General features: G+C 75.0%; 10 protein-coding genes. 4 read left to right on the top strand and 6 right to left on the bottom strand.

Translation table 11 applies throughout. The annotated features are described in order from the left end of the window. Nucleotides 1-32 precede the first annotated feature (32 nt). The 3 genes from QIY60_RS24940 to QIY60_RS24930 all read right to left on the bottom strand — a co-directional run bounded on the left by QIY60_RS24940 (nucleotide 33) and on the right by QIY60_RS24930 (nucleotide 3,621). Nucleotides 33-932 (bottom strand): hypothetical protein, encoded by a 900-nt coding sequence (locus QIY60_RS24940; RefSeq protein ID WP_283144415.1) that lies wholly within the window; start codon nucleotides 930-932, stop codon nucleotides 33-35. Between the two features lie 382 nt (nucleotides 933-1,314). After that, nucleotides 1,315-2,838, bottom strand: coding sequence for a hypothetical protein (locus QIY60_RS24935; protein ID WP_283144414.1), 1,524 nt, complete (start codon nucleotides 2,836-2,838; stop codon nucleotides 1,315-1,317). A gap of 78 nt (nucleotides 2,839-2,916) precedes the next feature. After that, nucleotides 2,917-3,621 (bottom strand): GntR family transcriptional regulator, encoded by a 705-nt coding sequence (locus tag QIY60_RS24930; protein ID WP_283144413.1) that lies wholly within the window; start codon nucleotides 3,619-3,621, stop codon nucleotides 2,917-2,919. A gap of 180 nt (nucleotides 3,622-3,801) precedes the next feature. Between QIY60_RS24930 and QIY60_RS24925 the strand changes: the two genes are divergently transcribed. Genes QIY60_RS24925 through QIY60_RS24910 form a run of 4 tightly spaced genes read left to right on the top strand, consistent with a single transcriptional unit; the run spans nucleotide 3,802 to nucleotide 7,371 of the window. Next, complete coding sequence (locus QIY60_RS24925; protein WP_283144412.1) at nucleotides 3,802-5,082, top strand: MFS transporter; 1,281 nt, start codon at nucleotides 3,802-3,804, stop codon at nucleotides 5,080-5,082. Next, nucleotides 5,079-5,840, top strand: a complete 762-nt coding sequence (locus QIY60_RS24920) for a 5-oxoprolinase subunit PxpA (RefSeq protein ID WP_283144411.1) — start codon at nucleotides 5,079-5,081, stop codon at nucleotides 5,838-5,840. Before QIY60_RS24925 ends, QIY60_RS24920 begins: the two co-directional genes overlap by 4 nt. Before the next feature lie 14 nt (nucleotides 5,841-5,854). Then, nucleotides 5,855-6,475, top strand: a complete 621-nt coding sequence (pxpB, locus tag QIY60_RS24915; protein WP_283146063.1) for a 5-oxoprolinase subunit PxpB — start codon at nucleotides 5,855-5,857, stop codon at nucleotides 6,473-6,475. Continuing rightward, nucleotides 6,472-7,371: a biotin-dependent carboxyltransferase family protein gene (locus tag QIY60_RS24910; protein WP_283144410.1), complete on the top strand. Its 900-nt coding sequence runs from the start codon at nucleotides 6,472-6,474 to the stop codon at nucleotides 7,369-7,371. Before pxpB ends, QIY60_RS24910 begins: the two co-directional genes overlap by 4 nt. On the opposite strand, the gene QIY60_RS24905 is transcribed toward QIY60_RS24910, so the two are convergent. The 3 genes from QIY60_RS24905 to QIY60_RS24895 form a co-directional block, all read right to left on the bottom strand. Then, on the bottom strand, nucleotides 7,359-10,934 hold the full coding sequence (locus QIY60_RS24905) for a hydantoinase B/oxoprolinase family protein (protein WP_283144409.1): 3,576 nt from the start codon (nucleotides 10,932-10,934) through the stop codon (nucleotides 7,359-7,361). The two genes, QIY60_RS24910 and QIY60_RS24905, sit on opposite strands and share 13 nt — an antisense overlap. Nucleotides 10,935-11,244: 310 nt before the next feature. Beyond that, nucleotides 11,245-12,474 carry a glycosyltransferase gene (locus tag QIY60_RS24900; RefSeq protein ID WP_283144408.1) on the bottom strand — a complete coding sequence of 410 codons (1,230 nt, stop codon included), beginning with the start codon at nucleotides 12,472-12,474 and terminating at the stop codon, nucleotides 11,245-11,247. Next, the gene (locus QIY60_RS24895) at nucleotides 12,471-13,586 is read right to left on the bottom strand and encodes a glycosyltransferase family 1 protein (protein ID WP_283144407.1); all 1,116 of its coding nucleotides are present in this window, start codon (nucleotides 13,584-13,586) and stop codon (nucleotides 12,471-12,473) included. Before QIY60_RS24895 ends, QIY60_RS24900 begins: the two co-directional genes overlap by 4 nt. Nucleotides 13,587-13,595 lie beyond the last annotated feature (9 nt).

Genomic DNA, 13,595 nt, shown 5'->3' with positions numbered 1-13,595 from the left:
GGTGTGTCTGGGGGCGGGTGTGCCTGTGGGGGTCAGGCGTGGAACGGGAGGCCGGCGTCGGCGGCCAGGTCGAGGTCGTCGCCGTCGGGGGGCGGCAGCAGGGTCGCGCTGCCGTCGCTGACCGCGACGACACCGAGCTCCAGGAGCTCGGCGAGGGCGGCGCTGCCCGCCATGTCGCGGACCTGGAGCTGGTAGCGGGCGGTGGTGCGGTAGGCGCCGCCCGCGTCGTCGCCGGTCCGCTGGAGGAAGCCGGACTCGGTGAGGAACGCGACGGCCTTGGCCACGATGCCGGTGGTGGATCCGGCGAGGCGGCGGGCGTCCTTGGTGGCGCCGGTGGAGCTGCGCCGGGCGTAGATGCGCCAGGCGGCCTCCAGGCCGGGGGCGCCGGTCTCGGGGTCGGTGTTCTCGCCCTGCTCGGCGGCGCGCTCCTCCAGGCGGCGGCAGGCCTGGCGTACGAACGCGTCGACGCCGTTGACCGTGATCCGCCCGATGTAGCCGTCGTCGGCCAGGTCCTCGGGGCGGGGGAAGGCCATCGCGGCGACGGCGAGGTGCGCGAGGCCGTGCAGGAAGCGGTCCGCCGAGTCGGTGGCGGCGCGGCGGGCGTAGTCGCCCATGCGGACGGCGAAGACGGAGTCCTCGGCGGCGGTCACGGCCATGCCGGCGCGGGGCGAGACCTCCAGGACGACGAGTCCGAGGCCCGCGGCGACGGCGTCCGCGAGGCGGGCGAACCCGGGGTCCTCGCGGTGGCGGCGGAGCAGTTCCGCGTACTCCGCGTCGCGGGCGGGGAGCAGTTTGGGCTGGAGCCCGAAGGCGACGAGGCGGGCGGCGTCGGCGGCGTCGGCGGGGGTGATCCGCCGGTCGCCCGCGTCCCGGGGCGCGTCGCCGACACCGTCGCCGGCGTCGGGCTCACGCTCGGGGTGGTGGTCGGTCACGGGGTCTCCTTGGGGGGTGGTCGTTCTTTGGTGCGGTGGGGGGTGGGGGGGTGCGGTGCGGGTGGGCGGCGCGGATTCCCCACCCCGCCCCTTCCCTAAAGCCCTCTGGCGGACGGCCGGGTGGTGGGTCGGGGCGGGCTGCTGGGGGCTACGCCCCCAGCCCCCCTGAGTTCGTCTGCGGACCGTGCTGGGTTGCTCGCGCAGTTCCCCGCGCCCCTGAAAGCGCCCCTCCGGGCGCCCCGGGGATTGCCGCGCAGCGGCATCTAAGGGGCGCGGGGAACTGCGCGACCAGCCACAGACGACCCGCAGACGAACGCAGCGGGGTGCAGGGGCCGCAGGCCCCGCAACGGGGGCCGGGAGCGTAGCCCCCGGGGAAACCGGCTCACGCCGCCTCCCGGGCCGCCGCCATCCCCGCCGCGTCCAGCCGGGCCGTTCCCACGATCAGGTCCGCCCCGCCGAACTCCGGGTCGTCCAGCTCCGTCCCGTCGTCGACGGCGAACAGCAGCCGCTCCTCGCCCTGCCGGTACGCCGTACCGACCGGCGGGCTCGCCGCGTGCACCGCGAGCAGCGCGACCAGGTACGGCAGCTCGGGGTCGAGCCCGCGCGCCTCGGCGAGCAGGCCGGACAGCCGGCGCGGCGCGTCGTGCTCCAGGTCGAGCAGCTCCATCGCCGCCGCCAGCTGCTCCTCGCTGAAGCGGCTGTCGTCCGGCGTGGCGATCAGATCGGGCTCGGGCATCTCCGCGCCGAGGTGCTCCCGCTCGATCGGGGGCGTCAAAAGGATGTCGACGAGGTCCGCCACCCGCACCGAGACCGGCGTGCGCAGCCCCGTCCCGCGCGCGAAGAACGCGTCCGTCACCCGCGTCGCGTCCTCGACCGGCAGCGGCAGCAGCGGCGCGACCAGCTGCCCGTACAGGTCGAGGCCGGTCCGGGCGGCCGGGCGCGCGAACGCCTGGCGGTCCTGCTCGGCGCGGAACAGCGGCCCGGCCTCCAGGAGGCGCGACTGCAGCTGCGTGTGGCGCCGGATGCAGTCCTTGACGATGTCGACGAGCTCGGCGGCCCGCCGCTTGTTCTCGGGCTCCTCCGCCTCGTCCCGGGCCTTGCGGATGTTGGTCAGGATCGCGTTCTCGTGCCGGTAGCGGTCGGCCACGTGGTCGAGCGCCTCCGCGATCATGTCCGGGACCGCGTTGAGCCAGTCGACCGCGCGGACGTTGCGCCGGGTCGCCTCCAGGGTGCGGCGCAGGGTCTCCGCGTACTGCACGGTCCGGTAGCGCGCCTGCTCGGCGGCGAGCTGGGCGTCGGCCAGCCGGCCCCGGCTGATCAGCACCTCCAGCTTCACCTCGGCGGCGATCTGCGCGCTGGTGACGTCCGTGTCGAGCGCGCCCACCAGCACGTTCACGGCCTCGTCCGTCGTACGGAGGTAGACGCTGCCCCCGTATCCCGGGACCTCTTCGATCAGTTTGAAGTCGTAGTCCCGGCGGACATAGACGCCGTCCGGGCTGAACGTCCCGTACACCGCGCGGAAGCCGCGGTCCACGCTGCCGACGTTGATCAGGTTCTCCAGGACCCAGCGGGCCACCCGCTCGTGCTCGGCGGCCGGGCGGCCCGGCGCCTGCGCGGCGACGCGCGGGATCAGCCTGGCCACTATCTGCTCGTGGTCGGCGCCCGTGTCGAAGTCCATGTTCAGCGTGACGAGGTCGATCGAGGCGAGGGCGACCTCCGCCATCGCGTACACCGAGTACTCGCCCGCGAGGTTCGCCTTGCGCACGTCCAGGTCGTGCAGCGGCGCGGTGCAGGCGAGCGCGCGCAGCCGACGCGCCAGCCCCTCGTCGGCGGCCGGGCCCGGTGCCGGGCGCGGCCCCGCGCTGAGCTGGGGCGGAACGGGTTCCGTCGAGGCAGGCGAAGTCACGCTGCACAGATTAGGTCCTCGCACTGACAACGGTCGAAACGGCGCAGATACGACCGTGCGGACCGCCTCCGCCGCTGCCTAGCCCCCGGCCGCCACCAGCCCCGCGTACGCCTCCACCAACTGCCTGCGGGAGTCGTCGAGATAGTCGGCGAGCAGCCGGACCGCCCCGTTCCGCTCGCCCGTCCGCAGCGCTTCCAGAATCTCCCGGTTTCTTATGAGATAAGGCTCATGGAGCCGTTTCGGGTCGTCCACCACATGGAAGGCGAGCCTCAGTTCGGCCAGGACACCGCGCATCAGCTCGTCCGTGCGCGCGCTGCCCGCCAGGCCCACGAGCTCCCGGTGGAAGTGGATGTTGGCGGTGGAGACGCCCTTCCAGTCGTGGCGGCGGGCCGCCCGCTCGCCGTCCACGACCGCCGCGTCCAGCGTCTGAAGCGCGTACGGGGGCCCGCCGAGGCCCTGGACGACGGCGCACTCGACCAGGCGTCTGGTCCGGTAGATGTCCTCGACGTCCTCGACCGCCAGGATCCGGACGAACACCCCGCGGTTGAGCTCGTGGACCAGCAGCCGCTCGTGGGTCAGCAGCCGGAACGCCTCGCGCAGCGTGTTGCGCGAGACCCCGAGCGCCTTGCCGATGGCGTCCTCCGCGAGGCGTTCCCCGGGCGGGAAGTAGCCCTCGGCGATGCGGCTGCGCAGGATGTCCGCGACCCGCTCGGCCGTACTGGTGCGGCCGAGCAGCGGGCGGTCCTCCGCCAGCCCGCCGACCTCGGACTCCGTCGTCCCCACGGCATCCTCACTCCCCCGCCGGGCTCCCGGCGACGCACGGCTCCCATCGTAGGACTCGGGCGCGGAACGCAGGACGTGCCGACACGACTCTTGTCGGATTGTTCAACGATCCTCTAGCTTGGGCGGCACCGCACAGCCACACCAGACCCCCCACGCACGCCCTCCCCCTGCGAGGTGCAGATGAGCACGGCCCAGGCACAGTCGGAACAGGGCGAACTCCCCGGCGGAGGCGGCCCGTTCGGGTGGCTGCGGGACCTCGGTCCGCGCGGCCGCCGCGCCTTCGGCGGCGCGTTCGGCGGCTACGCCCTCGACTCCTACGACTACTTCACGCTGCCGCTGAGCATGGTCGCGATCGGCGCGTACTTCGGCCTCGACCACGGCCAGACCGGTCTGCTCACCACGGTGACCCTGGTGGTCTCGGCGGTCGGCGGCGCGCTCGCCGGGATCCTGGCCGACCGCATCGGCCGGGTGAAGGCGCTGATGATCACGGTGATCACGTACGCGGTCTTCACCGTGGCCTGCGGCTTCGCGCCCACGTACGAGACGCTGATGGTCTGCCGCGCCCTGCAGGGCTTCGGCTTCGGCGGCGAGTGGGCGGTCGGCGCGATCCTGGTCGCCGAGTACGCCTCGGCCAAGGAGCGCGGCCGCACCCTCGGCGCCGTGCAGAGCGCCTGGGCGGCGGGCTGGGCGCTGGCCGTGATCGTCTACACGCTGGTCTTCCACTACGTGGACGCGGACACCGCCTGGCGCGTGATGTTCTGGACGGGCGCGCTGCCCGCCCTCCTGGTGATCTACATCCGGCGCCATGTGAGCGATGCCCCGGAGGCCGCCGAGCAGCGGCGCGCGGCCGGCTCCGGGCGCGGCTCGTTCGCCGCGATCTTCAAGAAGGACCTGCTGCGCGCCACGTTCTTCGCGACGCTGCTGTCCACCGGCGTCCAGGGCGGCTACTACACGCTCGCCACCTGGGTGCCGACGTACCTCAAGACCGACCGCGGGCTCACCGTCGTCGGCACCGGCGGCTATCTGACGTTCCTGATCTCCGGCGCCTTCCTCGGCTACCTCACCGGCGGCGTACTCAGCGACCGGCTCGGCCGCAAGCGGAACATCCAGCTCTTCGCCGTCCTGTCCGCGCTCTGCATCCTCGTGTACACGCACATCCCGTCCGGCGCGAACACCCTGCTGCTCGTCCTCGGCTTCCCGCTGGGCTTCTGCATGTCCGCGATCTTCAGCGGGTTCGGCTCGTTCCTGAGCGAGCTCTACCCGACGGCGGTACGCGGGACGGGCCAGGGCTTCACGTACAACAGCGGCCGGGCCGTCGGCGCCTTCCTGCCCACTTTCGTGGGCTACCTCTCCGACAGCTGGGGCGTGGGCGGCGCGCTGACCCTGGGCGCGATCGGCTACGCACTGGCCGTCGTGGCCCTGTTCGGACTCCCCGAGACGCGCGGACAGGAGCTCAAGTGACCCCGGTCATCGACCTCAACGCCGACCTGGGCGAGGGCTTCGGCCGCTGGCGGCTGACCGACGACGAACAGCTGCTGTCCGTCGTCACCAGCGCCAATGTGGCCTGCGGCTTCCACGCGGGCGACGCGGCCACCATGCGGCGCGTGTGCGCCCTGGCGGCCGAGCGCGGGGTGCGGATCGGCGCCCAGGTCTCCTACCGCGATCTGGCCGGGTTCGGACGGCGGGCCATGGACGTCCCGCCGGACGAGCTGGCGGCCGAGGTCGCCTACCAGATAGGCGCGTTGGAGGTCTTCGCCCGGGCCGCGGGCAGCCGGGTCGCCTACGTCAAACCGCACGGCGCGCTCTACAACCGCGTCGTCCACGACGAGGAGCAGGCGGCGGCCGTCGTCGAAGGGGTGTGCCTGGCGGGCGGCGCGCTGCCGGTGCTCGGGCTGCCCGGCTCCTGGCTGCTTGAGCGGGCCGAGAAGGCCGGACTGCCCGTCGTCACCGAGGCGTTCGCGGACCGCGCCTACACCGCGCGCGGCACGCTCGTCCCGCGTGGCGAGGGCGGCGCGGTCGTGGCCGACCCGGACGCGGTCGTCGAGCGGTCGCTCGCCCTGGCAAGCACCGGGACGGTCGTGGCCGCGACCGGCGAGAGCGTCGACGTACGCGCGCGTTCACTGTGTCTGCACGGCGACACGCCCGGCGCCGCCGCCCTCGTCCACCGGGTGCGGCAGGCGTTGGAGGGCGCGGGCGTGCGGGTGGAGGCGTTCGCGTGAGACGTGCCCTGCCGATGCGGACGCTGCCGGTCGGCGACCGCGCGCTCCTCGTCGAGCTGGACAGCGGCGAGGACGCCGAGGCCCTCCACGCCGAGCTGCTGCGCCGCCGCGCCGCCGGAAGCCTGCCGCCGGTACGGGAGATCGTCCCGGCGGCCCGTACGGTCCTGCTCGACGGTCTGGACGACCCGGCGCGCCTCGCGGCGCTGCTGCCCGGCTGGAAGGTCGCGCCGCCGCGCGCGGACGTGGGCGCGGCGGTGGAGATCCCGGTCCGCTACGACGGCCCCGACCTGGCCGAGGTCGCGCGCACATGGGGCGTCTCGCCCGAGGCGGCGGTACGGATCCACCGCGCGGCCGAATTCCGGGTGGCCTTCTGCGGGTTCGCGCCCGGCTTCGGCTATCTGACCGGCCTTCCCGAGCGGTACGGGGTGCCCCGCCGGGCCACCCCGAGGACCTCGGTCCCGGCCGGGTCGGTCGCCCTGGCGGGCCCGTACACCGGCGTCTATCCGCGCTCCTCGCCGGGCGGCTGGCAGCTCGTCGGCTCCACGGACGCCGTGCTCTGGGACCCGGACCGGGAGCCCGCCGCACTCCTCGCACCGGGCACCCGGGTGCGCTTCGTCCCCCGGGGCGGGGCATGACGGACCGGGCCTTCTGCGCGGTGCGGGCCGGTGCGCTCACCTCCGTCCAGGACGAGGGGCGCCACGGCCACGCCCACCTCGGCGTGCCGCGCTCGGGGGCGCTCGACCTGCCCGCGAGCCGCCTCGCCAACCGGCTGGTGGGCAACGCGCCGGGCGCCGCCGTCCTGGAGACGACGCTGAACGGGTGCGCGGTGCGCCCGCGCCGGGCCGTCACGGTCGCGGTGACGGGGGCGCCCTGTCCGGTGTCCGTCGACGGGCGCCCTGCGGCGTGGGGCGCGCCGGTGCGGGTGCCCGCGGGGGCCGTGCTGGACGTCGGCGCCGCCGTGCGCGGGGTGCGCTCCTATGTGGCGTTCGCCGGGGGGATCGCCGTCGAGCCGGTCCTCGGCAGCCGCTCCACCGACCTGCTCTCGGGGCTCGGCCCGGCGCCGCTCGCGGACGGCGCCTTACTGCCTCTGGGGCATCCGGCCGAGCACTACGCGCGCGTGGACGCGGCTCCGGCGCCAGGGCCGCCACGCGAGTTGGTGCTGCGGATGCTGCCGGGGCCGCGCGCCGGCTGGTTCACGGAGAACGCTTTCGCCACCCTCGCCACCGGCCGCTACCGGGTCTCCGCCGCGGGCAACCGCATCGGGCTGCGCACCGAGGGTCCGGCGCTCGAACGGGCGGTCCACGGCGAGCTGCCCAGCGAGGGCATGGTGTGGGGCGCGGTCCAAGTGCCGCCGGACGGGCGCCCGGTGGTGTTCCTGGCCGACCATCCGACCACCGGCGGATATCCGGTGGTCGGCGTGGTCGCCGGGGCGGACCTGCCCGCCGCCGCACAGGCCGCGCCCGGCACGCCGCTGCGGTTCGTGCCCGTACGAGGCCGTCCCGGTTCCGTACGGACGCGTCAGGCGCCGTAGCCGCCGCCTCCGGGCGTGCGGACGACCAGGACGTCCCCGGGGCCCACCTCGACCGTGTCCACGCCGCCCAGCGGCTCGCTGCGGCCGTCCGCGCGCTCCACCAGGTTCGCGCCGAGCCCGCCCGGTGCGCCCCCCGCCATGCCGTACGGCGCCACGCGCCGGTGGCCGGTCAGCAGGGCGACGGTCATCGGCTCCAGGAAGCGGATCCGGCGCTCGACCCCGCACCCGCCCGTCCACCGGCCCCGTCCGCCGCTGCCCTCCCGTACGGCGAAGGCGTCCACCCGTACCGGATAGCGCCACTCGAGGACCTCCGGGTCGGTGAGGCGCGAGTTGGTCATGTGGGTCTGCACGGCGTCCGCGCCGTCGAAGCCGTCGCCCGCGCCCGAGCCACTGGCCACCGTCTCGTAGTACTGCACCCGGTCGTTGCCGAAGGTCACGTTGTTCATCGTGCCCGAGCCCTCGGCCTGGATCCCGAGGGCCGCGTAGAGCGCGCCGGTGACGGCCTGCGAGGTCTCGACGTTTCCGGCGACGGTCGCGGCCGGGTGCTCCGGCGCCAGCATCGAGCCCGGCGGCACCCGTACCTCCAGCGGCTTGAGACAGCCGCTGTTGAGCGGGATGTCGTCGTCCACCAGCGTCCGGAAGACGTACAGGACGGCCGCCATCACCACCGACCGGGGCGCGTTGAAGTTGCCCGGCTGCTGCGGCGAGGTGCCGGTGAAGTCCAGTACGGCGCTGCGGCTCTCGCGGTCCACGGTGACGGCGACCCGGATGACGGCGCCGCTGTCGGTCTCGTACGTGTACGAGCCGTCACTCAGACGCGCCACGATCCGCCGCACCGACTCCTCGGCGTTGGCCTGCACGTGCCCCATGTACGCCTGGACGACGTCGAGCCCGAACTCGTCGGTCATGCGCCGCAGTTCGGCGATGCCCTTCTCGTTGGCGGCGATCTGGGCGCGCAGGTCGGCGAGGTTGGTGTCGGGGTCGCGCGAGGGGTACGCGGCGCCGGTCAGCAGCTCCCGCGTCTCCGCCTCGCGCAGCCGCCCGTCCCGTACCAGCAGCCAGTTGTCGAAGAGCACGCCCTCCTCCTCGACGGTGCGGCTGAAGGCGGGCATGGAGCCGGGGGTGATGCCGCCGATCTCGGCGTGGTGGCCGCGCGAGGCGACCAGGAACCGCAGCTCCTCGCCGTCGAACACCGGGGTCACCACGGTGACGTCGGGCAGATGGGTGCCGCCGTGGTACGGGTCGTTGATGGCGTAGACGTCGCCGGGCCGCATGGCGCCCGTATTGCGGCGCAGCACCTCCTTGATGGACTCGCCCATCGAGCCCAGATGCACGGGGATGTGCGGGGCGTTGGCGATCAGGTTGCCCTCGGCGTCGAAGAGCGCGCAGGAGAAGTCGAGGCGTTCCTTGATGTTGACGGAGTGGGCGGTGTTCTCCAGGCGGACGCCCATCTGCTCGGCGATCGCCATGAAGAGGTTGTTGAAGACCTCCAGCATCACCGGGTCGGCGTCCGTGCCGACGGCGGTGCGGCCGGGGCGGGGGCGCACCCGGGTGAGCAGCAGGTGCCCCAGGTCTCCGGCGGCGGCCCGCCAGCCGTCGTCCACCACGGTGGTGGCGTCGGCCTCGGCGACGATCGCGGGCCCGGTCACCGTGTCGCCCGGCCGCAGGGCGGCGCGCCGGTACAGCGGGACGTCCCGGCGCTCGCCCGCCACGAACAGGCCCACGGTGGCCGAGGGCCCGCCCGCGCCCTCGCGCGCGTACTCCTCGACCTCGGGGGCGCCGTGCGGACCGGCGGCGCCGACCGCCTCCACCGAGACCGCCTCCACGACCAGCGGTTTGTCCATGGTGAAGGCGTACCGCGCGCGGTGTTCGCGCGCGAACGCCTCCTTCATGGCGTCGGCCGTTGCCAGGGCGACCGGAAGGCTCGCGTCCGTACCGGCGTAGCGGAGCAGCACGCGCGCGTGGGTGGTGATCGCCTCGTCCGGGATGCTGTCGGCGCGCAGTTCGGCGCGCGTGCGTGCCGCGAGTGCGTCGCACAGTTCGCGCACCCTTGTGACGGAGTCCTCGTCGAGCTCCGCCTCGACGGACCGCTCGCGCATCGCGGTCGCGTCGGCGAGGCCGATGCCGTAGGCGGAGAGGACTCCGGCCAGCGGCGGTACGACGACGGTGTCGATGCCGAGCGCGTCGGCGACCGCGCAGGCGTGCTGGCCGCCGGCGCCGCCGAAGCTGGTCAGGGCGTAGCGGGTGACGTCGTGGCCGCGCTGCACGGAGATCTTCTTGACCGCGTTCGCCATGTTGAGCACGGCGATCTCCAGGAATCCGGCGGCGACCTCCTCGGGGGTGCGCCCGCCCCCGGTGCGCGCGGCAAGGGCGGCGAACCGCTCCCGTACCACCCCGTCGTCCAGCGGCAGATCGCCGCCGGGGCCGAACACCGCCGGGAAGTGGGCGGGTTGGACGCGGCCGAGCATCACATTGGCGTCGGTGACGGTGAGCGGGCCGCCGCGCCGGTAGCAGGCCGGGCCCGGGACCGCGCCCGCCGAGTCGGGGCCGACCCGGTAGCGCTGTCCGTCGAAGTGGAGCACCGAGCCGCCGCCCGCCGCCACGGTGTGGATGTTCATCATCGGGGCGCGCATCCGCACCCCGGCGACCTGGGTGGCGAAGTCCCGCTCGAAGGCGCCCGCGTAGTGCGAGACGTCGGTCGAGGTGCCGCCCATGTCGAAGCCGATCACGCGCGCGTAGCCGGCCTGTCCGGAGGTACGGGCCATGCCGACCACGCCGCCCGCGGGTCCGGAGAGCACCGCGTCCTTGCCCCGGAAGTGCGCGGCCTCCCGCAGGCCCCCGTTGGACTGCATGAACATCAGCCGTACGCCGTCGAGTTCCTTGGCGACCTCGTCGACATAGCGGCGCAGGATCGGCGAGAGGTAGGCGTCCACCACGGTGGTGTCGCCGCGCGGCACCAGCTTGATGAGCGGGCTCACCTCGTGCGAGCAGCTGACCTGGGTGAAGCCGAGCGCGCGGGCGGCCTCGGCGACGGCGACCTCGTGGTCCGGGTAGCGGTAGCCGTGCATCAGGACGACGGCGGCGCTGCGCAGTCCGTCGCTGCGGGCGGCCCGCAGCCCCTCGGTGACGCCCGCGAGGTCGAGCGGGCGGACGGTGGCGCCGTGCGCGTCGACCCGCTCGGCCACCTCGACGACCCGCTCGTACACCGCCTCCGGCAGCACGATGTGCCGGTCGAACAGCCGCGGCCGGTTCTGGTACGCGATCCGCAGGGCGTCCCGGAAGCCCTCGGTGACGACCAGGACGGTCGGCTCGCCGCGCCGCTCAAGGAGGGCGTTGGTGGCGACGGTGGTGCCCATCTTGACGACGGAGATCCGGTCGGCCGGGACCGGCTCGTCGGGCCCGAGGCCGAGGAGCAGCCGGATCCCGGCGACGGCGGCGTCGCGGTCGCGCTCCGGGTCGTGGGAGAGGAGCTTGCGGCTGACCAGGCGCCCGTCGGGCCGTCTGCCCACCACGTCGGTGAAGGTGCCGCCACGGTCGATCCAGAACTCCCAGCGCCCTGTCATCCCTCCATTCTGGCAAGGCGGGCCCGGCCGGGGGGCACGCTGACGGCCGCGAGCGCGGCGGAGAGCGCCTCCGCGGCGCGCAGATCGAGGTGGGCGGCGGTGCCGCGCGCGGCGTGGCGCAGCTCGGCCCCGGCGAGGGCCTGTCGTCAAACTCCCGTCGTCGCCCGAAGGGCGGCCCAGCCACGCCCCCCCCCGGGCACGGGGTCGCCGACGCCTTCAGTGAGCGAGTCCCCGAGCGCGGCGAACCGCAGGGGCCGCCCGGCGCCGACGGGCGCCGCCGTAAGGGGCGGCAGGGCCGCGACCGACGCGGTCATGCCGCCACGCCCGGTTTCCGGGGCCTCGGGATGGGGGCGTGCGTGCGGGGTGCCTGGGCAACCGATGGTTGAGCGAGAGGCACCCACGCATCCCGCGCCACCCCCGCCGGCGCGTCATGCGCCGCCAGGAACGCCGTCACCGAGGCGTCCCAGCCGAAGAGTTCGGCACGCGCGCGTGCCGCGTGTCTGCGGGCCTCCTCCGGGCGGGACAGGAGCTCCTGGACCGCGTCGGCGAAGGCCGCGCCCGTGTCGGCGGCGGCCAGGCCCGCCGCGCCCACCACCTCGGGCAGCGCCGAGGACCGGCTGCACACCACCGGCGTCCCGCCCGCCAGCGCCTCCAGGGCCGACAGGCCGAACGTTTCAGCAGGCCCCGGCGCCAGACAGACGTCCGCCGCGGACTGGAGGTCCGCGAGCCGCGCCCGGTCTGGGACGTGGCCCAGGAACTCCACCGGCAGCCGCGCGGCCCGCGCCCGGCGCTCCAGGCCCGCCGCCAGCGGCCCGTCCCCGGCCACGACGAGGCGCGCGCGCACGCCCCGGCGCCGCAGCCGGTCGAGCGCGTCCAGGGCGGTGCCCGGCCGCTTCTCCACGGAGAGGCGGGAGCACAGCACCAGCAGCACGCGCTCCTCGCCCAGCCAGTGCTCGCGCAGCGGCAGGGAGCGCCGCCCGGGGTGGCAGCGCACCAGGTCGACGCCGAGCGGCGCGCGCGTGACATTGCCCGCCCCGATCCGTACGAACTCGCGCTCGGCCCACTCCGTGGTGCAGACAACGCGTGAATACGCCCAGGCGGAGCGCCTGTTGAGCCGGTCTGCGGCGGCGCGCGCGAGGTGCCCGGGGGCGCCCCAGGTCCGCAGCACGCCGTCCGCCGTCTCGTGCGAGACCATCACCGAGGGCACCCGCTCGCGCCGCGCCCACTCCCCCGTCCAGCGCAGGGTCGTCCGGTCCGACACCTCGATGCGGTCGGGCCCGAGCGCCTCCAGGACGCGCCGCACCCGGCGGCGGTCGGCGAGCACCCGGTAGCCGCCGGTGCCGGGCAGCACCACGCCGGGCAGGGTGATCACCCGGCCCTGTTCGGTGTGTTCGTCGCGCGCGCGGGTGCCGGGGACGATCAGCACCGGGTCGTGGCCCGCGGCCAGATAGCCGCGGCCCAGCTCCCGCAGCGCCGTGCGCAGCCCGCCCGAGGAGGGCGTGACGAAGTTCGCGAGGCGGACGATCCGCAGCCCGCTCATGCCGCCACCACCGGGCGCTCGCACAGCACGTCGGCGTAGTGGTCGAGCAGTTGGTCGCCGACGGCGGCCCAGGTCCGGCCCGCGACGGCGGCCCGCCCGGCCCGCCCGTACGCCTGCCGCAGCGCGGGGTCCCCGAGCCGCAGCACCGCGTCGCGGACCGCGTCGGCGTCGCGCGGCGCGACGAGCAGCCCGGTGCGCCCGTGGTCCACCAGGTCGAGCGGCCCGCCCGCCGCCGGGGCGATCACCGGCACCCCGCTCGCCATGGCCTCCTGCACGGTCTGGCAGAACGTCTCGTACGGCCCGGTGTGCGCGAAGACGTCCAGGGAGGCGAAGACCCGGGCGAGTTCGCCGCCGGTGCGGCGGCCCAGGAACAGCGCCCCGGGCAGCGCGCCCCGCAGCGCCCCGGCGCTCGGCCCGTCCCCGGTGATCACCACCCGGACCCCGGGCAGCGCGCAGACCCCGGACAGCAGCTCCACCTGCTTCTCGGCGGCGAGCCGGCCCACATAGCCGACGATCAGCTCGCCGCCGGGGGCGAGTTCGCGCCGCAGCGCCTCGTCGCGCAGCTCTGGCCGGAACCTTTCGGTGTCGACGCCGCGCGGCCACAGCCGCACCCGCTCCACCCCGTGCTCCGCCAGATCGCGGACGGCGGCGGTGGAGGGGGCGAGGGTGCGGTCGGCGGCACCGTGGACGGCTCCGATCCGCCGCCAGGCGGTGTTCTCGCCGGTGCCCATGTACGTACGGGCGTACCCGGCGAGGTCGGTCTGGTAGACGGCGACGGCGGGCACCCCGAGCCGCGCGGCGGCCGCCATCCCGCGCACCCCGAGCACGAACGGGCTCGCCAGATGGACCAGTTCGGCCCGGTGGGCGGTGATGGCGGCGCTTACCCGGCGGCTCGGCAGAGCCACCCTGACCTGCGGATAGCCGGGCAGCGGCAGCGAGGGTACGCGGACCACGGGGCAGGGGGCGGCGCCGTCGTCCCCGGCCGCCGCGGCCGGGGCTATGACGAGCGGTTCATGACCGCGGGCGGCGAGGTGCCGGGCGGTCTGCAGGGCGCAGTGGGCGACGCCGTTGACATCGGGCGGGAAGGATTCGGTGACGATGACGACACGCATACCCGTGTT

Origin of the sequence: Streptomyces sp. BPTC-684, assembly GCF_030028635.1 — a bacterium.
Classification (GTDB): domain Bacteria; phylum Actinomycetota; class Actinomycetes; order Streptomycetales; family Streptomycetaceae; genus Streptomyces; species Streptomyces noboritoensis.
This window is presented reverse-complemented; position numbering and strand designations above follow the sequence as displayed.

Coding starts and splice junctions, on each gene's coding strand:
- QIY60_RS24925 (WP_283144412.1), top strand. CDS start 3,802: ATGAGCACGGCCCAGGCACAGTCGGAACAGGGCGAACTCCCCGGCGGA.
- pxpB (WP_283146063.1), top strand. CDS start 5,855: ATGCGGACGCTGCCGGTCGGCGACCGCGCGCTCCTCGTCGAGCTGGAC.
- QIY60_RS24910 (WP_283144410.1), top strand. CDS start 6,472: ATGACGGACCGGGCCTTCTGCGCGGTGCGGGCCGGTGCGCTCACCTCC.
- QIY60_RS24905 (WP_283144409.1), bottom strand. CDS start 10,934: ATGACAGGGCGCTGGGAGTTCTGGATCGACCGTGGCGGCACCTTCACC.
- QIY60_RS24900 (WP_283144408.1), bottom strand. CDS start 12,474: ATGAGCGGGCTGCGGATCGTCCGCCTCGCGAACTTCGTCACGCCCTCC.
- QIY60_RS24895 (WP_283144407.1), bottom strand. CDS start 13,586: ATGCGTGTCGTCATCGTCACCGAATCCTTCCCGCCCGATGTCAACGGC.